Source organism: Streptomyces chattanoogensis, from assembly GCF_001294335.1.
GTDB lineage: Bacteria > Actinomycetota > Actinomycetes > Streptomycetales > Streptomycetaceae > Streptomyces > Streptomyces chattanoogensis.
Genome location: NZ_LGKG01000175.1, coordinates 17,057 through 36,377 on the forward strand (window position 1 = coordinate 17,057; position 19,321 = coordinate 36,377).

Annotated in this window: 16 protein-coding genes; 10 read left to right on the forward strand and 6 right to left on the reverse strand. The window is 71.5% G+C overall.

The window, feature by feature from the left end:
• Positions 1-14: 14 nt before the first annotated feature.
• On the reverse strand, positions 15-2,666 hold the full coding sequence (locus ADL29_RS33580) for a D-alanyl-D-alanine carboxypeptidase family protein (protein ID WP_342671189.1): 2,652 nt from the start codon (positions 2,664-2,666) through the stop codon (positions 15-17).
• A 223-nt stretch (positions 2,667-2,889) separates the two neighbouring features.
• Between ADL29_RS33580 and ADL29_RS33585 the strand changes: the two genes are divergently transcribed.
• From ADL29_RS33585 to ADL29_RS33595, 3 genes are all read left to right on the forward strand, one after another.
• On the forward strand, positions 2,890-3,654 hold the full coding sequence (locus ADL29_RS33585) for a GOLPH3/VPS74 family protein (protein WP_046927551.1): 765 nt from the start codon (positions 2,890-2,892) through the stop codon (positions 3,652-3,654).
• A 290-nt stretch (positions 3,655-3,944) separates the two neighbouring features.
• Positions 3,945-4,811 carry a helix-turn-helix domain-containing protein gene (locus ADL29_RS33590; RefSeq protein WP_053927324.1) on the forward strand — a complete coding sequence of 289 codons (867 nt, stop codon included), beginning with the start codon at positions 3,945-3,947 and terminating at the stop codon, positions 4,809-4,811.
• Positions 4,812-5,015: 204 nt separating this feature from the next.
• Positions 5,016-5,225, forward strand: a complete 210-nt coding sequence (locus tag ADL29_RS33595; protein WP_046927549.1) for a DUF397 domain-containing protein — start codon at positions 5,016-5,018, stop codon at positions 5,223-5,225.
• Positions 5,226-5,320: 95 nt separating this feature from the next.
• Here ADL29_RS33595 and ADL29_RS33600 read toward each other — a convergent pair whose 3' ends face one another.
• Entirely contained in the window at positions 5,321-6,196 is an 876-nt protein-coding gene (locus tag ADL29_RS33600) for a hypothetical protein (RefSeq protein ID WP_053927325.1), read from the reverse strand.
• Between the two features lie 187 nt (positions 6,197-6,383).
• On the opposite strand from ADL29_RS33600, the gene ADL29_RS33605 reads away from it, so the two are divergent.
• The 3 genes from ADL29_RS33605 to ADL29_RS33615 all read left to right on the forward strand — a co-directional run bounded on the left by ADL29_RS33605 (position 6,384) and on the right by ADL29_RS33615 (position 9,205).
• A complete protein-coding gene (locus ADL29_RS33605; protein ID WP_053927326.1) occupies positions 6,384-7,598 on the forward strand; it encodes an aminotransferase-like domain-containing protein in 1,215 nt (404 codons plus the stop codon).
• A 151-nt stretch (positions 7,599-7,749) separates the two neighbouring features.
• Positions 7,750-8,334: a DUF2690 domain-containing protein gene (locus ADL29_RS33610; RefSeq protein ID WP_053927327.1), complete on the forward strand. Its 585-nt coding sequence runs from the start codon at positions 7,750-7,752 to the stop codon at positions 8,332-8,334.
• 85 nt (positions 8,335-8,419) lie between these two features.
• Complete coding sequence (locus ADL29_RS33615; protein WP_053927328.1) at positions 8,420-9,205, forward strand: SDR family oxidoreductase; 786 nt, start codon at positions 8,420-8,422, stop codon at positions 9,203-9,205.
• A gap of 39 nt (positions 9,206-9,244) precedes the next feature.
• Here ADL29_RS33615 and ADL29_RS33620 read toward each other — a convergent pair whose 3' ends face one another.
• Positions 9,245-10,366, reverse strand: a complete 1,122-nt coding sequence (locus ADL29_RS33620; protein WP_046927545.1) for an ADP-ribosylglycohydrolase family protein — start codon at positions 10,364-10,366, stop codon at positions 9,245-9,247.
• A gap of 238 nt (positions 10,367-10,604) precedes the next feature.
• Here ADL29_RS33620 and ADL29_RS33625 point away from each other — a divergent pair, with 238 nt between their 5' ends.
• A complete protein-coding gene (locus ADL29_RS33625) occupies positions 10,605-11,561 on the forward strand; it encodes a D-2-hydroxyacid dehydrogenase family protein (RefSeq protein WP_053927329.1) in 957 nt (318 codons plus the stop codon).
• A gap of 68 nt (positions 11,562-11,629) precedes the next feature.
• Positions 11,630-11,884: a hypothetical protein gene (locus tag ADL29_RS33630; RefSeq protein ID WP_046927543.1), complete on the forward strand. Its 255-nt coding sequence runs from the start codon at positions 11,630-11,632 to the stop codon at positions 11,882-11,884.
• 67 nt (positions 11,885-11,951) lie between these two features.
• Here the strand turns inward: ADL29_RS33630 and ADL29_RS33635 are convergent, their stop codons facing one another.
• From ADL29_RS33635 to ADL29_RS33645, 3 genes are all read right to left on the reverse strand, one after another.
• Complete coding sequence (locus tag ADL29_RS33635) at positions 11,952-14,639, reverse strand: bifunctional FO biosynthesis protein CofGH (RefSeq protein WP_078971484.1); 2,688 nt, start codon at positions 14,637-14,639, stop codon at positions 11,952-11,954.
• A gap of 146 nt (positions 14,640-14,785) precedes the next feature.
• A complete protein-coding gene (locus ADL29_RS33640) occupies positions 14,786-15,187 on the reverse strand; it encodes a VOC family protein (protein ID WP_053927331.1) in 402 nt (133 codons plus the stop codon).
• A 214-nt stretch (positions 15,188-15,401) separates the two neighbouring features.
• Positions 15,402-16,226 (reverse strand): TIGR03619 family F420-dependent LLM class oxidoreductase, encoded by an 825-nt coding sequence (locus ADL29_RS33645; protein ID WP_053927332.1) that lies wholly within the window; start codon positions 16,224-16,226, stop codon positions 15,402-15,404.
• A gap of 351 nt (positions 16,227-16,577) precedes the next feature.
• Between ADL29_RS33645 and ADL29_RS33650 the strand changes: the two genes are divergently transcribed.
• Positions 16,578-18,101 (forward strand): CehA/McbA family metallohydrolase, encoded by a 1,524-nt coding sequence (locus ADL29_RS33650; protein WP_211274435.1) that lies wholly within the window; start codon positions 16,578-16,580, stop codon positions 18,099-18,101.
• 195 nt (positions 18,102-18,296) lie between these two features.
• Entirely contained in the window at positions 18,297-19,202 is a 906-nt protein-coding gene (locus ADL29_RS33655; RefSeq protein WP_053927333.1) for a zinc-binding dehydrogenase, read from the forward strand.
• The last annotated feature ends 119 nt before the right edge of the window (positions 19,203-19,321 follow it).

The window sequence follows — 19,321 nt, forward strand, 5'->3', positions numbered from 1 at the left end:
CCCCGCTCCCCCACTCAGCCGAGGCGTGTCAGCTTCGCCCCGAACGTCGGCTCGGTGAGGTCCTTCTGGAGGGCCACCGGCACCTTCTGGGCGCTCGTGCCGGTGCCGACCGTCAGCACGCCGACCTTCGTCCCGGCCTTCGCCTCGTGCGGGAGGGCCTTGCCGCCGTCGCCGATGCTCAACTCCAGCTTCTGGCCCGGGACTCCGATCGCCTCGAGGTCCTTGGTGGCGACGACCGGCGTCAGCCCGTCCAGGCCGTCGTCGACGTAGCCGACGACCTGGCCCTTCTTCACCGCCGTGGCCGAGGTCAGCGCATTGCGCACCGCTTCGATGACCTTCTGGCTGTTGGCCTTGACCATGGTGAGGCTGTTGGAGCCGTCGGGGTCCAGGCCCTTGAAGTGCTGGTCCATCATCGTGCCGATTATCAGCGGGGTCTTGTCACCCACCGACTTGTACGCCGCCCAGGACAGCGTGCCGCCGGCCGCCGTGCTGGAGCCGGTCTTGATGCCCTTGATGCTCAGCCCGGCCAGCAGCAGGTTGCCGTTGTTGTTGTAGATCCGCTCCGGCAGGCCCGGGATCTCGGCGTTGGGCATGGCGACGATCGGCCGGAAGGCGTCGAACTTCATGACGGCCTCGGCCAGCTTGAGCTGGTCGACGGCGGTGCTGACGGTCTTGGGGTCCAGACCGCTGGGGTCGGTGTAGGTGGTGTTCTTCATGCCCAGGTCCTTGGCGGCGTCGTTCATCTTCTTGACGAACGCCCCCTCGTTGGCGGACTGGGCGTCCCAACGGGCCAGCAGCCGGGCGATGTTGTTGCCGGACGGGATCATCAGCATCTTGACCATGTCCTGCTGGCTGAACTTCTGCCCCGCCTGAAGCCCCTTGATCCGCGACTCGTCCCTGGAGCCGCCCTCGGTGACCGCCTTTTCGTCGACCTCGATCTTCGGGCCCGTCTCGTCCTTCTTGAGCGGGTGCTCCTTGAGGATGACGTAGGCCGTCATGATCTTGGCGACGCTCGCGGTCGGCACCGGCTTCTGCTCGCCGAACGTCCCCACGTCACCGGAGCCCACGACCTTGACCGCCGCCTGCCCGTGCTCGGGCCACGGGATGGAGAGCTTGTCGCCCCCGAAGGTGAACGAGGACTTGGCGTCGCCGAGGACGACCGCCGGGGCGGGCAGCGGGCGCACCGCCTGGACGACCACGAAGATGACCGCCAGCAGCACCGCGAGCGGGGTCCAGATCTTGAACCGGCGGACGACCGTGCGCAGCGGCGTCTCGGGCGGCGGCGGGGTGTTGGTGAGCTTGGCCAGCAGGTCGAGCGGCGGCAGCGGCTCCTGCTTGGTCCGCTCGGACTCGGGCAGCGCGGCGGGCTCGTCACGCGGCGCGGCGGGCGCGGCGGCGGGGGCCTCGGGGGGCAGCGCGCCGGGGCCCTTCGCGGGGGCCGCCTTGTCGAGCGCCTTGCCGGGGGTACGGGCCGGAGTGCGGTCCGCCGTCTTGCCGAGGGACTTGCCCGCCGCGCCGTCGTCCGCCGACTTCAGCGCCACGAACTGGCTGGTGCGCTCGGTGTCGCGCTCGGCGGGCTTGCCCTTGGGCGCCGCCGGCTTCTCGCCGCCCTTCGTGCCGGGCTTGGCCTTGTCGTCGGACTTGTCGTCGGACTTGGCCTCGGACTTGGCCTCGGACTTGGCCTCGGACTTGGCGCTGTCGCCGGCCTTGGAGCCGTTCTTGCCTTTGCCCTGGGGTTCTTCCTCGGCCTTGTCCTGCGCCCCGTCCTTGGTCGCGCCCTTGGCCTTGGCCCTGTCCTTGTCCTCGTCCTTGCCGGGCGGCGTGATCTTGAACGCGGTGGTGGGCTGGTCGACGGTCTGACCGGCCGCGCCCTTCCCCTTGGGCTTCGCAATGGCGAACACCCGCGTCGCCTCATCGACCGGCGCCTCGTCGGCCTCGGCCTTGTCGCCGCCCTTGCCCTTCTGGGCGTCGAGGGTCTTGAAGACCGCGGTCGGCTGGTCGACGACCACGGGCTCGGCGTCGGCGTCCTCGGACTCGGACTTGGCGTCCTCAGGCTCGCCCCCCTTGGCGTCCGCCTTCGCATCCGCCTTCGGTTCGGCCTTCGCGTCAGCCTTGGGGGCAGCCTTCGGCTTGGCCTCGTCGGCCTTCGGCTTCTCCTCGTCGGCCTTGGGCTTGGCCTCCTCGGCCTCAGGCGTGGCCTCCTCGGCCTCCTCGGCCGTCTCCGCAGCCTCCGGCCCGGCCTCAGCCGTCACCTCGGCGTCCGCCTCCGGCTCACCGCCCTCGTCACCGTCGGCGCCCTCGTCACCGGCGCCGTCCTCGGCCTCGTCGGCACGGCCGTCACCGTTCGCTTCCACGGCCTCAGCGGCCCGCGGGCCGTCTTCGTCGCCCCCGGCACCTTCCCCGGCGCCGTCCTCGCCCCCTGCGGCGCCCTGAGGCGCCTCAGAGCCCTTCTCGGGTGCGGCCTCGACGGCCTCGGCGCCCTCGGCCTCAGCGCCCTCGGTGTCGGCAGCGGCCTCGGCCGCCTCCTCGTCCTTCGCCGGCGCGTCCGGCTCCCCGCGGAAGACCGACAGGCGCGGATCGCGTTCGCTCCGCGCCGTCTCCCCCGACGACTGCTTCTTGTCCGACCTGTCGGGGGACTCGCCCGCCACCGATGTCTCCTTCACCACGTCGCCCGCTCCACGCACAGCCAGTGTTTCCAAGTGTCCTGCGTCCGCATGTCGCCATCCCGCCGCCACGCGAACCAGCCCGCCCCGCGCCCCGCCGAAGATGTCGCCGACGTGCAAGACGAGAACGACATACCTACCGGTTCCCTACCGAACCCCCCACGCACTCTCGACAGATGAATGTGAGAGGGGTCACCCTGTCATTCATCCACGCGGGGAGGCATGGATGGGCAGGAGCCGCAGAACAATTCCGGAGGAGCTTCTGCTGCTCGCTTTGGACCCGACCACGGGCACCACAGCGCAGCCGCAGTCGCTCGACCTCGGCCTGGCCGGGGCCCAGCTAGTAGAGCTGGCTCTGGCAGGACGGATAGCCCCAGACGGGGATCGTATCGCCGTGGTGATGCCACGGCCGACAGGAGATCCGACTCTGGACTCCGCGCTCGAACTGCTGCGCCGACGCGGCAGTCCGGTGCGTGCGGTCCACTGGATCGGCGGGCCCCGGCTGGGGCTGCGCCAGACGTATCTCACGCATCTGGAACGGTGCGGCATGGTGCATGCCGTCGAGGGCCAGATGTGCGGGGTGCTGCCGACGACGCGCTACCAGGCGACGGAGACGGCCATCAGCCGGGAAATAAGGGCCCGGCTGGACAACGCGATCCGCACCGGCGTACCTCCGGACCCGCGGACCGCGGCGCTCGCCGCGCTGGCCCATGCGGTCGGACTCGGCAAGCACCTCTACCCGGGGAACGAAGGGCGCTCATCGCGCTCCCGCCTCCGGGATCTGATCCGGCACGACCCCATGGGCGGTCTGGTCGCACATGCCGTCATGGATGTGCAGAACGGCGTCGCGGCGCAGCCGCGGCGGGCGCAGGCCGCGGGAGCAGGACCCGTACGGCAGCCCGCGGGGCGTGCCACGGCGCAGCCGGCGGCAGGTGTGCCGGTGCAGTCGCGGCACGGCCACGGCAGCATGGCCCGCGTCGGCGCCCGCTGACCGGGCACGGCGCACCATCCGCACCACCACGTTCGACGTACCCCTGAAGCAGCACGCACGACCACCCCTCAACACCCGCTTCCCATATCCCGCACCATCCCGCAGATCCGTTCGGGAGCCGCAGCAAGAGCGTGGGGTGGCGGTCCGGCCGTTCTGGACGACGGCCGGACCGCCACCCCACGCGCATGACCGCTCGCCTTCTGTGTCCATTTGACTGCGCGGCGTGGCCCGGGAGTGGCACTCTGCTGGACAGAACACGACAGCAGTACGGAGCCGGAGGTGCACTACCCGTGGCGTCCAACATCAACCCGACCGTCAGGCGACGCCGGCTGGGCCAGGAACTGCGCAGGCTGCGCGAGGACAAGGGCATGACGGCGGAACAGGTGGCCGAGCGGCTGCTGGTCTCCCAGTCGAAGATCAGCAGACTCGAGAACGGCCGCCGCAGTATCAGCCAGCGCGATGTCCGCGACCTGTGCGGGGTCTATGAGGTGGACGATCACCGCATAGTCGATTCGCTGATGCAGATGGCCAAGGATTCGCGCCAGCAAGGCTGGTGGCACGCCTTCGGCGACATCCCGTACAGCGTCTACATCGGCCTGGAGACCGAGGCGGCGTCACTGCAGGTCTACGAGTCCCTGCTGGTGCCCGGTCTGCTCCAGACGCCCGGCTACGCCGAAGCGGTGATTCCCGGCGCGGTGCCCGAGCTCGCCCCGGAGAGTCTGGAGAAGCGCATCCAGGTACGGATGCGCCGCCAGGAGCGGGTCAACGACCCCAAGCGCCCGCTGCGGCTGTGGGTGGTGCTGGACGAGAGCGCGCTGCGGCGGGTGGTCGGCAACCACCTGATCATGCGTGAGCAGCTGGAGCATCTCGTCGAGATGAGTCATCTGCCGCATGTGACGGTGCAGGTGCTGCCGTACGACACGGGTGCGCACGCCGGAATGTCGGGGACGTTCTCGATCCTGGAATTCGACGATGCCTCGGATTCGAGTGTGGTGTACATCGAGGGCGTCACCAGTGATCTGTATTTGGAGAAAACCAACGATGTGCACAAATACACGATCATGTACGAGCATCTGCGCGCGCAGGCGCTGAACGCCGACCAGAGCCGGGAGTTCATCGCCAAGGCGGCCAAGGAACACGCGGACGCCAGGGGGTAAATGGGGCAATGCGGTTCGGAATACCCCGCTCCGAATAAGCGGACCGCACGGTACACCGGCGCCACCTGCCATGAAAAGAGATCAAGGAATATGACATTCGGAAGGGTGAACGACTCCTGCGGCTCGTGATGTTGGCGCGTAGCGTCAGCACTACCGAATCCCCGGTAACTCAGCGTGAGTTCCCAGAGTGAGTTGGAGTGAAAAATGGCTGTTCTGCCGAATTCCGCGTTCTCCTGGACGAAGTCCTCGTACTCCGGCGGCAACGGCGCCTGCGTGGAGATGGCCGTGCCGACCTCCGAAGCCATCGCGGTGCGCGACTCCAAGGACCCCGAGGGTCCGCGCCTCACGTTCGACAACGCCGCCTGGAGCACCTTCGTGTCGGACGTGGCCGGCGGCTCGTTCGACCTGGCGTGAACTGAGCTGTCACGCACCCGGTCCGCACGGATCCGCGCGGACAACGAGCCCTCTCGACTGGATCGCCGTCCCGGCCGAGGGGGCTCGGCCATGTCTCAGCGCAGTTCGGATACGTAGCGGTCCGTCCCGGGGACGGTCGGGAGGAACGGCGCCACCAGCTCCACCCGCCCCAGCCCCGATTCCGCCACCGCCGCGTCCAGGCCGGCGAAGTGGTCCCATGCCTCGCGCGGGTCGCTCTGGAGGAACCACAGCAGCGTCAGCCGGGTGTCGACGCCCTCGACCTGTTTGACGTACGCCATCCGGTCGCCCGGCAGCGGCGTCGGCCGGAAGACCGTGATCAGCGCGGCCGGTGAGCCCGCCAGCCGCCGCGGCAGATGCCGGGCGCGCAGCCATTCCAGCAGGTCGGCCCGCTGCTCCGGGCCGTCCGCGTCGATCACCTCCAGCACCAGCCCGGCATACGGGTGGTCCAGCGCATGGAAGTCCCGGGGGCCCGCCGCGCCGTCCCGGTAGACCGTCGCCGCATGGTCCTGGAAGGCCGTGAAGACGTGGGTACGGCCCTGGTGGACGCGGCCGTCGCGGTTGAGGCGCTTGTTGATGGCGACGGTCCACTTCATGTGCTCGTCGTAGCGGCCCTCGGTGAGCCAGTAAGTGGAGAGGTAGCAGCCGGCCGTGACGGGCCGGGCGACGGCGGACTTCTCCGGGTAGCGCAGCAACTGCAGCTCACGGGTGGCGACCCAGCGGCGGCCGGCGAAGATCCAGGGCATCGCCATCGCGCCCGCGATGTAGTGGTCGTCCTCGTACCAGCGGTTGTAGGCGTACTCATGGCCCGGATGCGGTTCGACCATGGTGATCAGCGCATGTCCGGGGCGCACGCCGTAGGGACCGGCGGCGGCCAGTTCGGCGTAGGCGGCGGGGTGGGTGGCGGGGTCGGTGAGGGCGTGCGTGGCGGTGCCTTCCGTGTCCTCGGTCATGACAGACAGGTGTAACTGACGAAGCATCAGAAGGGGAGGGGTGCGGAGGTCCGAACGGCCCACCATGCGGGCGGATCTGCACAGAACGCCCCCGGCCGCATAAGCTCCCCGCCATCTGCGGCTAACGCCGGTTAACGCCCCGCGCCGCGGCCGGCCGCACCCCGCATTCCGAGCGATTGGAGCCGTCATGTCGAACGCGATCCTTGCCGATGCCACCGCCCCCGTCCCCGAACTCGCCGCCCGCGTGGCGCGCACCGGCAGCTCACCCGTACGCGACATCCTGGCGCTCACCGCCCGGCCCGAGGTCATCTCGTTCGCCGGCGGGCTGCCCGCACCCGAGCTGTTCGATACGGAGGGCATAGCCGCGGCCTTCCGGCAGGTGCTGAGCGAGGAGCCGCGGCGGGCGCTGCAGTACTCCACCAGCGAGGGCGATCCGGGGCTGCGCGCGGCCGTCGCGGCGCGCACCACGGCGCGGGGGCTGCCCACCGACGCCGATGACCTGCTGGTCACCACCGGCTCCCAGCAGGGCCTGTCACTGCTGGCCACCGCCCTGCTGGAGCCGGGCGACGCGGTGCTGGTCGAGGACCCCTGCTATCTCGCGGCGCTGCAGATCTTCTCCCTGGCGGGCGCCCGGGTGGTGCCGGTGCCGACCGATGACGAGGGCCTGGACCCGGCCGCACTGGACGAGATCGCCGCGCGCGAGAAGCCCAAACTGCTCTACGTCATCCCGACGTTCCAGAACCCGACCGGCCGCACCCTGTCCGCGGAGCGCCGGGCCGCGGTCGCCGAGGTCGCCGCCCGGCGCGGGCTGTGGATCGCGGAGGACGATCCGTACGGCGAGCTGCGCTTCGGGGGGGAGCCGCAGCGGTGGATCGCGTCCTTCCCGGGCGCCGAGGACCGTACGGCGCTGCTCGGCTCGTTCTCCAAGGTGATGGCGCCCGGACTGCGGCTGGGCACGCTGCGTGCCCCGGCGGCGCTGCGGCGCGCCGCCACCATCGCCAAGCAGGCCGCCGATCTGCACACCTCGACCGTCGACCAGGCCGCCGCGGCCCGGTACTTGGCGGTCTCGGACCTCGACGCGCATCTGGCGCGGGTGCGCGGCGCCTACCTCGAGCGGCGGAATGCGCTGGTGGACGGACTGTCGGCGGCGCTCCCGGAGGGGTCGCGGTGGAACCGTCCGGCCGGCGGGATGTTCGTATGGGCGACGCTGCCCGCGGGGTATGACGCGACGGCGCTGCTGCCCGAGGCCGTCCGGCGGGACGTGGCGTACGTTCCCGGGGCGCCGTTCTACGCCGGGGCGCCGGACCCCGCGGCCGTGCGGCTGTCGTTCGTCACCCACTCGCCGGAGGAGATCCGCGAGGGTCTGGACCGGCTGGCGAAGGCGCTCGAGAAGGCGCGGTAGGGCGCGCGACGGGGCGGATGAGCGGGTTACGGGGCGCGCGGTGGACGCGCGCCCCACAACCCCGTCAAGGGCGGAAAATGCGCTACCGGACGTCCTTTGCGGCCCCCGAAACTGGAAGGTCTACGGCACGTCGACCTCCCAGGAGGCCGGATTGAGCAATCACGTGGACGAACCCGAACCCGAGCCCGAACCCCAGCCCGACCAGAGCCCCGACCCGTCCTTCTTCCGGCGCAGTGGGGCCCGGATGCAGACCGTCGGCCGCTGGCTGCGCGCACACGCCCGGCATGCCCTGGTCGTGGGCATCATCACGGCGGTCCTCGGCCCGCTCGCCAGCTATCTGGTGCCCAAGCTCTTCGAGGATCCGCCGCCGTCCTGCCCCGGCGCCGGCTGCGACGGCAAGAATCCGAAGGACTACGGCTGCGCCGCGGACGTGACGAGCTGGACGCCCCCCGGGGGCAATCCGGTCGGCGTCCAGCTGCGGTACAGCAAACGGTGCGGTGCCGTCTGGGGCCGCATCACCAGGGGCGAGCCCGGCGACACCGTGACGGTGCAGGTGACCGGCGGGTCGTCCCACAGCTCCTCCATCGACTACGGACCCGACCAGTACACGAGGATGGCGCGCGTGGGCGCCGGCTTCCGTGTGCGGCTGTGCGCGGAGCCGTCGGCCGGCCCCGACCGCAAGCGCTCCTGGGTCAGATACTGCTTCCAGGCGACCGAACGCTCGGCCTGGAACTGAGGTACACCCCTGGTGTTCGCCGCCCCCCGGCCCTACCCTGACGCCTCATCTGACGGGCCATCAGGATCCCGGCCGGGAGGCACCCATGCTGCTGCAGAACAAGACCGTGATCGTCTCGGGCGTCGGGGCCGGGCTCGGCCACCGGGTCGCGGCGGCGTGCGTACGGGACGGGGCGCGGGTCGTCCTGGGTGCCCGTACGAAGGACAACCTCGCCAGGTCCGCGGCGGCGATCGACCCTTCGGGGGAGCGTACGGCCTGGCGGGCGACGGACATCGGCGACGAGGCGCAGTGCGAGGCGCTGGCCGCGCTCGCCGTGGAGCGGTTCGCAGGCATCGACGCGGTGATCCACGTCGCCGCGCTGGACTCGCTCCTCGGCGGCCTGCGGGACGCCGACTTCGACTCCTGGCGCGAGGTCGTGGAGGTCAATCTCTTCGGCACCCTGCGGATGACCCGGGCTTGTCTGCCCTCGCTCACGGCGCGCGGCGGAGGGTCGGTGGTGATGATCGGCACGCAGTCGTCGGTCGCGGCACCGTCGCAGGTGCAGCAGGCGGCGTATGCGGCGTCCAAGGGCGGACTGGTCTCGGCGATGTACTCGCTGGCGCGAGAGCTGGGACCGGACCGGATCCGGGTCAACACCGTGCAGCCGGGGTGGATGTGGGGTCCGCCGGTCCAGGCGTATCTCCGCTTCACCGCGCAGCACGAGGGCGTACCGGAGTCCGAGGTGCTGGACCGGCTCACCGCACGGATGGCGTTGCCGGATCTGGCGACGGACGCGGATGTGGCCGAGACGGCGGTCTTCCTGGCCTCCGACCGGGCGCGTGCCATCACGGGCCAGTCGCTGCTGGTCAATGCGGGGGAAGTGATGCGGTAGGCGGCAGCCGCCCCTTGGGGCCTGTCCGGCAAGCGCTGCCTACGCGCGCGGATACCGCGCGAGCCACCCCGGCGACGACCCCGCCGGGCCGTGCAGGACGGGCCCCTGCGTCATCTCCATCGAGAAGTCGTCGGCCAGCTGCAGGATCGTCTCGCGGCCCTCCAGCTCGACCAGCCAGTCCGGCGGCAGGGCCGTCTCGCCGTGCAGGGTGCCCAGCAGGTTTCCGCAGATGGCGCCGGTCGAGTCGCTGTCACCGCCGTGGTTGACGGCCAGCAGCAGGCCGTGCCGGATGTCCTCGGCGACGAGCGCGCAGTACACGCCGATCGCCAGCGCCTCCTCCGCCGTCCAGCCCTCGCCGAGCGACTCCACCCGGGCGGGCGTCGGCATGCCCTGCCGTACGGAGCCCAGTGCGCGCTTGAGGGCGTCGGTGGTCTCCTCGTGGCCGGGCCGGGTGGCCAGGTGGGCCAGGGCCTTCTGGACGGCGCCGTCGAGCACCTCGCCGCGGGCCAGCGAATGGCTGATGACGGCCAACGCGCCGGCCGCCAGATAGCCGGTGGGGTGGCCGTGGGTCTGCGCGGCGCACTCGACGGCCAGCTGGAAGACCAGCTGCGGCTCCCAGCCGACCAGCAGCCCGAACGGCGCGGAGCGCATCACCGCGCCGCAGCCCTTGGAGTCGGGGTTCTTGGGCTGCTCGAGGGTGCCCATCACCTCGTCGCCGAGGCCGCTCAGGCAGGCCCGGCCGGGCGCCCGCCGGGAGTAGAGCCACTCCTCGCGGGCGAGCCAGCCGTCGTCCTTCTTGCGCTCGTCCGGGCCCCAGTCGTGCTGGGTGGCGGCCCAGCGCAGATAGGCGCGGTGGACGTCGGTGGGCGGATGCCAGGCGCCGGTGTCGCGGCGCACCTGGGCGCGTATCAGGCCGTCCACCGTGAACAGGGTCATCTGGGTGTCGTCGGTGACCGCGCCGCGTCGCCCGTAGGCGGGCACAAGGTCCGTCACGCCTTCCTGACCGTGGGCCTCGCGGATCGCGTCGAGGGAGTCGAATTCGATGCCTGCGCCCAGCGCATCGCCGATGGCGCCGCCGAGCAGACACCCGCGTACCCGGCTGCGGAAGTCCTGCTGTTCGGCGCGGCCCCAGATAGCGGTGTTGCCTGCCGCTGCGTTCACTGCGCCCCTCCAGAAGCTCGCAACGTTCCGGGGCCCTGCAGGCTCCCCGCCGCAGCACTGTAATCGACCGCGAATGATCGAATCCGGGCCCGGGATCGTAATGTGAGCAGTCACCCATGACCCCTGCGGCGGCTCGCGGCGATTGCCATGATTGCCGTGTTTACGGGGCCGGGCACGTGCCGGAGCACGTCCCCGACCGGCCCCGGCCACGCCCTCGACCACGCCGGGAGAAACCCCGATGATTCCGCGTTGCGCCGTACTCGACGACTACCAGGACGTCGCCCTCTCCATGGCCGACTGGTCCCCTCTGGACGGCGCCGTGGACGTCCGTACGCTGCGCCGGCCCTTCGGCTCCGAGGACGAGGTGGCCGAGGCGATCGGCGACTGCGAGATCGTCGTCGCGATGCGCGAGCGCACCCCGTTCCCGGCCTCGCTCCTCGCCCGGCTGCCGCGCCTGCGGCTGCTGATCACCTCCGGGATGCGCAACGCCTCCATCGACCTGGCGGCGGCCGCCCGGCACGGCGTCACCGTCTGCGGTACCTCCAGCAACACCGAACCGCCCGTCGAGCTGACCTGGGCGCTGATCCTCGGCCTGGCCCGCAACGTGGTCACCGAAAGCACCGCCCTGCGCGCGGGCGGCTGGCAGAGCACACTGGGCGCCGATCTGCACGGCCGCCGGCTGGGCCTGCTCGGCCTGGGCAAGATCGGCACCCGGGTCGCCCGGGTCGGCCAGGCCTTCGGCATGGACGTCGTCGCCTGGAGCCGGAATCTGACGCCGGAGCGGGCCGCGGAGACCGGCGTGACGGCCACCGCTACCAAGGAAGAGCTCCTGGAGACCAGCGACTTCGTCTCCGTCCATCTCGTCCTCGGCGAGGGCACCCGCGGCCTGATCGGCGCCCCGGAACTGCGCCGTATGCGCCGCACCGCCTACCTCGTCAACACCTCCCGGGCCGCCATCGTCGACCAGTCCGCCCTGGTCGAGGCCCTCCGCGAGGGGCGCATCGCGGGCGCCGGGCTCGATGTCTTCGCGCAGGAACCGCTCCCCGCCGACCACCCGCTGCGCACCCTCCCGAACGTCCTCGCCCTGCCCCACCTGGGCTATGTCACGCGCCGCAACTACGAGGGGTACTTCCGGGAGGCGGTGGAGAACATCCAGGGGTTCCTGGCGGAGAAGGTGGTGCGGGAGCTGGCCTGAGGCCGACGCGCCCGGCCGCGCTCACCCGTTCGACCATGGCGGCGCCGGATGCTGGGCATGCTTCCCCCATGTCCGAGTACGAGTGGGATCGCACCACCATGGCCGTCGTCGCCTCCGCGCTCTCCGGCGACAGCGACGGCGCGGTCGAACTCCTGCGGCCGCTCCCCCAGCGCGATGTCTGCCATATCGCCGTACGGCTGGCCGCCATGGCCGCCGATGCGCTGATCGTCGCCGCCCAGGACACCGGAGGCGACCGCGAGGAAGCGCTCGCGCAGTGGCAGCAGTGCATCCTGCAGCACGAGTCGGAGTACGACGGGGACTGACCCGGGAGCCATGGGCTGCGGCGTCCGGCCGGTCGCCGCAGCCCGTGTGCACCTCGCCGTCGCGCCCCTACGGCTCCACGACCGGCAGCAGCTCCGGCAGATGCCCGTCCGACGCCAGCGCCACGGCCTGCCGCTCCTCGGGAACCGGGCCGTAGGCCGTCGTGCGCGGTCGCGCCGGGCGGCCCGCGGCGTCGGCGATGGCTATCAGGTCCTGGATGGAGCGGTACGAGCCGTAACTGGAGCCCGCCATCCGGGAGATGGTCTCCTCCATCAGGGTGCCGCCCAGGTCGTTGGCGCCCGAGCGGAGCATCTCGGCGGCGCCTTCGGTGCCCAGTTTGACCCAGCTGGTCTGGATGTTGGTGATGTGCGGGTGGAGCAGGATCCGGGCCATCGCCGTGACCGCGCGGTTGTCGCGGGTGGTGGGACCGGGGCGGGCGATGCCGGCCAGGTAGACGGGGGCGTTGGTGTGGATGAAGGGGAGGGTGACGAATTCCGTGAAGCCGCCCGTCTCCTGCTGGATCCGGGCCAGGAGGCGGAGGTGGCCGAGCCAGTGCCGGGGCTGGTCGACATGGCCGTACATCATCGTGGACGAGGAGCGGATGCCCAGCTCATGGGCGGTCTTGATGACCTCGACCCAGGTGGCGGTGGGGAGCTTTCCCTTGGTCAGCACCCAGCGGACCTCGTCGTCGAGGATCTCGGCGGCGGTGCCGGGGATGCTGTCCAGCCCGGCGGCCTTGGCCTCCGCCAGCCACTCGCGGAGGGACAGTCCCGTGCGGGTGGCGCCGTTGACGACCTCCATCGGGGAGAAGGCATGGACGTGCATGCCGGGGACGCGTTCCTTGACGGCGCGCGCGATGTCGAAGTACGCCGTGCCGGGCAGATCCGGGTGGATGCCGCCCTGCATGCAGACCTCCACCGCGCCGACGTCCCAGGCCTGTTGGGCGCGGTCGGCGACCTGGGAGAGGGACAGGGTGTAGGCGTCGGCGTCGGTGCGGCGCTGCGCGAAGGCGCAGAAGCGGCAGCCGGTGTAGCAGACGTTGGTGAAGTTGATGTTCCTGGTGACGATGTAGGTGACGTCGTCGCCCACGGTGGCGCGGCGCAGATCGTCGGCGATACGGCACAGTGCGTCCAGCGCGGGCCCGTCGGCGTGCAGCAGGGCCAGCGCCTCGGGGTCGGTGAGCCTGGTGGGGTCGTCCGCGGCCTGGGAGAGGGCCTGCCGTACGTCCGCGTCGATGCGGGACGGCACCATCCCGGGGGCGGCGGCCTCGCGCAGCGCCTCCCAGTCGCCGTAGACCTCGTCGAAGTCGTCCCGGCGGTCGGAGGTGCGGCCTTCGGTGTCGATGGTGTGGTGCAGGTCCGTACGGCCCGAGGCGCTCATCGAGAAGCCCTCGTCGGGCTCCTGCCAGGGGCGGCCCACCACGGGGGCGTCCTCGACGGCCAGGCCCGTCTCCGGGTCGGCGAGGGCCCGGACGTGCGGCAGCAGCCGGGGGTCGAGCCAGGGCTCGCCGCGCTGGAGGAACTCCGGGTAGATGGGAAGCCGTTCGCGCAGCGCGAAGCCGGCGGCCGCGCAGCGTTCGGTCAGCTCGTCGATCTGCGGCCAGGGGCGCTCGGGGTTGACGTGGTCGAGGGTCAGCGGGGAGACGCCGCCCCAGTCGTCGATCCCGGCGCCGATGAGCAGCTCGTACTCGCCGTCGACCAGGTTGGGCGGTGCCTGGATGCGGGTCGAGGGGCCCATGACGTGCCGGGCCACCGCGATCGTCGCGGCCAGCTCCTCCAGTTCGGCGTCCGGCATCCCGCGCATCGCCGTGTCCGGCTTGGCGCGGAAGTTCTGCATGATGAGTTCCTGGATGCCGTGGTACGCGCGCTGGATGCGGCGCAGCGCGAAGAGGGACTCGGCGCGCTCCTCGTAGGTCTCGCCGATCCCGATGAGCAGTCCGGTGGTGAAGGGGACGTTGGAGCGGCCGGCGTCCTCCAGGACGCGCAGCCGGACGGCGGGTTCCTTGTCGGGCGAGCCGTGGTGCGGGCCGCCGGGCTCGCTCCACAGCCGCTCGGCGGTCGTCTCCAGCATCATGCCCAGGGACGGCGCCACGGGCTTGAGGCGCTGGAAGTCCGTCCAGGACAGCACCCCGGGGTTGAGGTGCGGCAGCAGCCCGGTCTCCTCCAGGACGCGGATGGCCATGGCCCGTACGTAGGAGAGCGTGTCGTCGTAGCCGTGCGCCTCCAGCCATTCGCGGGCCTCGGGCCAGCGGTCCTCCGGCTTGTCGCCGAGCGTGAACAGGGCTTCCTTGCAGCCCAGTTCGGCGCCGCGGCGGGCGATGTCGAGCACCTCGTCGGGCGACATGAACATTCCGTGGCCGGCACGGCGCAGCTTGCCGGGGACGGTGACGAAGGTGCAGTAGTGGCATTTGTCGCGGCACAGGCGGGTGAGAGGGATGAACACACCGCGCGAGTACGTGATGACTCCGGGGCGCCCCGCGGCCTCCAGGCCCGCGTCCCGCACCCGTGCCGCCGAGGCGCACAGGTCCCGCAGGTCCTCGCCGCGGGCCTGCAGCAGGACCGCGGCCTCGGCGACGTCCAGTGCCACGCCGTCGCGGGCCCGCTTGAGCGCGCGGCGCATGGCGTTCGCCGTCGGACGGCCCTGGTGGCCGGCGGTGGCGGCGGTCCCGCCGTCGGTCCCCCGGCCGGGCCCCTGGTCGTGTCGCCGGTCAGATCCCTGGTCAGATCCCCGGTCAGGTCCCTGCGCACTGGAAGTCATCCCCCGAGCATACGAGCGCCCGCCGACACTGCCGCCGCCGGACGGCCGGCGCGGCTGTGCCACTGATCACGTCAGACGGAGGTGCCCTCCGCCGGACACGGGGCACTTCCCGGCCGCGGCACGGCGCACGCCCCGGCCGGGGACCGCTACAGGCTCGCCAGCAGCGCGTCCGAGTATGTCCGGGTCAGGAACTCCATGTTGTGGCCGTCGGGGTCGTCCAGATACAGGCCACGGCCGCCGTCGTGGGTGTTGATCTCCTGCGCACGGGAGTGCATCGGGTCGGCCCAGTACGGCAGCTCCCGCTTCGCTATCCGCGCCAGGATCGCGTCGAACTCGTCCTCCGTCACCAGGAACGCATAGTGCGTCGGCACGAGCTCCTTGCCGGCGGGGACATGCTCGGCGTAGTCGAGGGTCACCCCGTTGTCCATCTTGACGGCGGCGAACGGGCCGTACGCCTTGGGCTCGGGCGCCCCCAGGAGATCGGCCAGGAAACGGGCGGAGGCGAAACGGTCGGTGCTGTGCACGATCGTGTGGTCGAGGCTGGGCATGTGCATCTCCTTGGACCGTTGATCTGCGAATACGGCTCTCACCTTCCACGCTATGACCGCCGGGGCGGATGCGGATCGGTCTCCGGTACCGATCCGCACCCGGCGGCCGTACACCGCTGGTCCTAGGCAGCCGTCCCGCTCCTCGGGTGCGGGCGCCCTGCGCCTGGAGCGGGTCACAGGCACTGGGGCTGGGTCACAGGTACTGGTCGCCGGGTCACAGGTACTGGGCGAAGTCGTCCAGCGTCCGCAGCACCTCCGCCTCCCCGGCCGGCGGCAGTTGCAGCACCACCTCCTGGAGTCCGAGCTCCCGGTAGTGCGCCAGCTTCCCGGGCGTGGGGCGGACCGCGTAGGGCACCACCACCGGCTCACCCGCGCGCCCGGCGTCCGCCCAGGTCTGCCGCAGCACCGGAACGGATTCGGTCAGCCCCCGCCCGCCGATCGGCAGCCAGCCGTCCGCGTAGTCGGCGATCTGCCCGAAGAGCTTGGGCCCGGCCGCCCCGCCGATCAGGGTGCGCGGCGCGCCGTGCGCCGGTTTGGGGTAGGCGAGGGAAGCTCGTACGGACCCGAACTCGCCCTTGTAGGCGGTCGGTTCCTCGGCCCACAGCGCCCGCATCAAGGCCACCCGGTCGCGCGTCAGCTCGCGCCGCGTCGACCACTCCACCCCGTGGTCGGCGGCCTCCTCGACGTTCCAGCCGTAGCCGATGCCGAAGGTGAAACGGCCGCCGGAGAGGTGGTCGAGGGTGGCGATCTGCTTGGCCAGGACGACCGGATCGTGCTGGGTGACCAGGGTGATGCCGGTACCCAGGGCAAGCCGCTCGGTGACCGCGGCGGCCTGGCCGAGCGCGATGAACGGGTCGAGGGTGCGGCCGTATTCGCGGGGCAGCGGTTCGCCCATGGGGGCGGGGGTGTCCCGGCTGGCCGGGATGTGGGTGTGCTCGGGCAGGTAGAGCCCGGCGAATCCGCGTTGTTCCAGCTCACGGGCCAGCCGGTCGGGCCGGATCGTCTCGTCGGTCAGGAAGATCGTGGTCGCGATCCGCATGCTGGGGATCCCTCCGTCACGCGTGTGGGTGACCGCATGTTCCCGTACCGCCCGACGGTTATCCACAGGCCTTTCCCTGCGTGTCACACCCGCGTACAACAGTTTTCACACGGCGATACGAAGCGATACGAAGCGATACGCGGAGAAACGGCGCGCTACGTGACGGTCACGAACCGACACGCAGCGATACGGCAAGCAGCACGGCATCGACAAGCGGCAAGCAGCAAGCAGCAAGCAGCAAGCAGCAAGCAGCAAGCAGCACATCAAGGCAGCGGGTGGCGGCAGTACGCAACGGCAGTACCTGACGGCAGTGGGTAAAGCGGTGAACGACGAGACGGCACGGGGGCGAGGATGGAACGACGTGAGGTTCTGAGGCTTTCGGCGGTGGCGGGTGCGGCAGGCGCCGTGACGCTCGGCACGGTGCGCTTCGCCGACGCGGCGCCCGGGGCCGGACACCCGGACGGGGCGTCCGGCGCGGAGCAGACGCGCAGAGTCACCGGCCATCTGCCCACCGGCGCACCGGACTTCGTCTACCTTCCGGTCGAAGTGCCGCACGGTGTACGGGAGATCGCCGTCTCCTACGGCTACGACAGACCCACCGTCCCCGACGGCACGGCCGGTAACGCCTGCGACATCGGCATCTTCGACGAGCGCGGTACGGACCTCGGCGGCGCCGGGTTCCGCGGCTGGTCGGGCGGGGCCCGTACGGAATTCTTCCTGCGCGCCGACGACGCCACCCCCGGCTACCTCCCGGGCCCCATCAACGCCGGGACCTGGCATATCGGCCTCGGCCCGTACACCGTCGCACCCCAGGGCCTGGACTACGACGTCACCATCACCCTCCGGTACGGCGCCCCGGGGCGCACCCCCGACCCGGTCCACCCTCCCGAACGCGCCCGGGGCCGCGGCCGCGCCTGGTACCGGGGCGACAACCATCTGCACTCCGTCCACTCCGACGGCAAGCGCACACCGGCCGAGATCGCGGCACTGGCCCGCGCCGCCGGGCTGGACTTCATCACCACCTCCGAGCACAACACCACCTCGTCGCACCGCGCCTGGGAGGGCCTGTGGGGCGATGACCTGCTGATCCTGACCGGCGAGGAGATCACCACCCGCAACGGTCATGTGCTGGCGATGGGCACCGATCCCGGCGTGTTCATCGACTGGCGCTACCGGGCCCGCGACAACGCCTTCGCCAAGTACGCACGCGCCGTCCGCCGGGCGGGCGGTCTGGTCATCCCGGCACATCCGCACGCCACCTGCATCGGCTGCAACTGGAAGTTCGGCCTGAACGACGCCGATGCGGTGGAGGTCTGGAACGGCCCGTACACCCCCGACGACGAGGTCACCCTCGCCGAGTGGGACAACACCCTGGTCGCCCACACCCGCGGCCGCGCCTCCTGGCTGCCGGCCGTCGGCCACAGCGACGCACACCGCGACCCGGATGTGGTGGGCCTGCCGCAGACCGTCGTACTGGCCGAGGACCTCTCGCGGCGCGCCGTCCAGGACGGCATCCGGGCGGGCCGGGTCTGGATCGCCGAGTCCTCGAAGATCGACCTCGCCTTCACGGTCACCGGCGAACGCGGCGAACACGCCGGTATCGCCGAACGCCTCGGCATCCCCCGCACGGCCAAGGCCACCGCCCGCCTGGAGGTCTCCGGCGCCCCGGGCTGCACGGTCTCCTTCGTCACCGACCAGGGGCGCCTGTTCACCTCCCCCTTGCCGCCCTCCGGCACGGGCACCGTGACATGGCAGACCACTCCCGATCACGCCGCCTATATACGCGCCGAGGTCCGCCATCCGCCGACCACGCCGGGGCTTCCGGGGCCCATGGCGGCGATGACCAATCCGGTGTTCCTGGGTCCGGGGAGCTGACGGGCTGGGGGACCGAAGGGCTGAGGGGCTGATGACCGGCACCTGGCAGGGGGACCGAGGAGCGACGGTCCGGGCCTCCATCGGCTCCCCCTCGCCCCTCCCTCGGCCCTCCCTCGCCCCTCGGAATAACCGGAGGATGCCACCGGTTACGCAGGGCAGATCTGCTCGCGGAACGCCAACCCACAAGGAGTCCCCATGCGCGCCCTCGTCGTCGACCACTCCGCACCCGGCCGCCTCGCCCTCGGCACCGTCGCCGACCCGGCACCGGAGCCCGATGAGGTGCTCGTCAGGATCACGGCGGTATCGCTGAACTACGGTGAGCTGCCGCAGTCCGAGGACGTCGCCGCCGGGACCGTACCGGGCTGGGACGCCGCCGGTGTGGTCGAGCGGGCCGCCGCCGACGGGCGCGGACCCAAGCCCGGCGACCGCGTCGTCACCTGGGGGCGGAGCAACGGCTGGGCCGAGCTGCGGGCCGTCCATGTCGACGAACTCGCCGTACTGCCCGACACGGTGGACTTCGCGACCGCCGCCGCACTGCCCGTAGCGGGCCTGACGGCTCTGCGTGCGCTGCGCAGGGCCGACGTGCTGCCCGGACAGCGCGTGGCCATCACCGGCGCGTCCGGTGGCGTCGGGCGTTTCGCCGTCCAGCTCGCCCACCAGGCGGGCGCGGAGGTGTACGCGTTCGTCGGGAACCCGGCGCGCGGTGAAGGCCTGGCCGCCCTCGGCGCGGACCATGTACTGACCGGCCCCGCCGAGCTCGATGCCCCGGTGGACGTCGTCCTGGACAACGTCGGCGGATCGCTGCTCGCCGGGCTGCTCGGCCACATCGCCCCGGAGGGCAAGGTCATCTCCATCGGCGCCACGTCCGGCGAGCCCACCCCGATCCAGCCGTACCAGCTGATCCTCAACCGCCTGACCCTCATAGGCATCCAGGCGGGCGGCAGCACCGGCGCCGATCTGGCCCACCTCGTACGCCTCCTCGCGGAGGGCCGCCTCCAGTCGAGCGTGGACCGGGTGACCGACTGGGAACGGGCCGGCGAAACCGCCGTGGCCCTCATCAACCGCGAAATACGCGGCAAGGCGGTGCTGACGCTGGGCTGAGCATTCGGCCGGCTGTCGGTGGCGTCGACGGACGGCCGGGGGCCATGGGGCGGCCAACGGCCGGTCGTCGGCGGTCGTTGGCCGCCTGCATCAACGGGGGAGGGAGGGGGTGGCGTTTC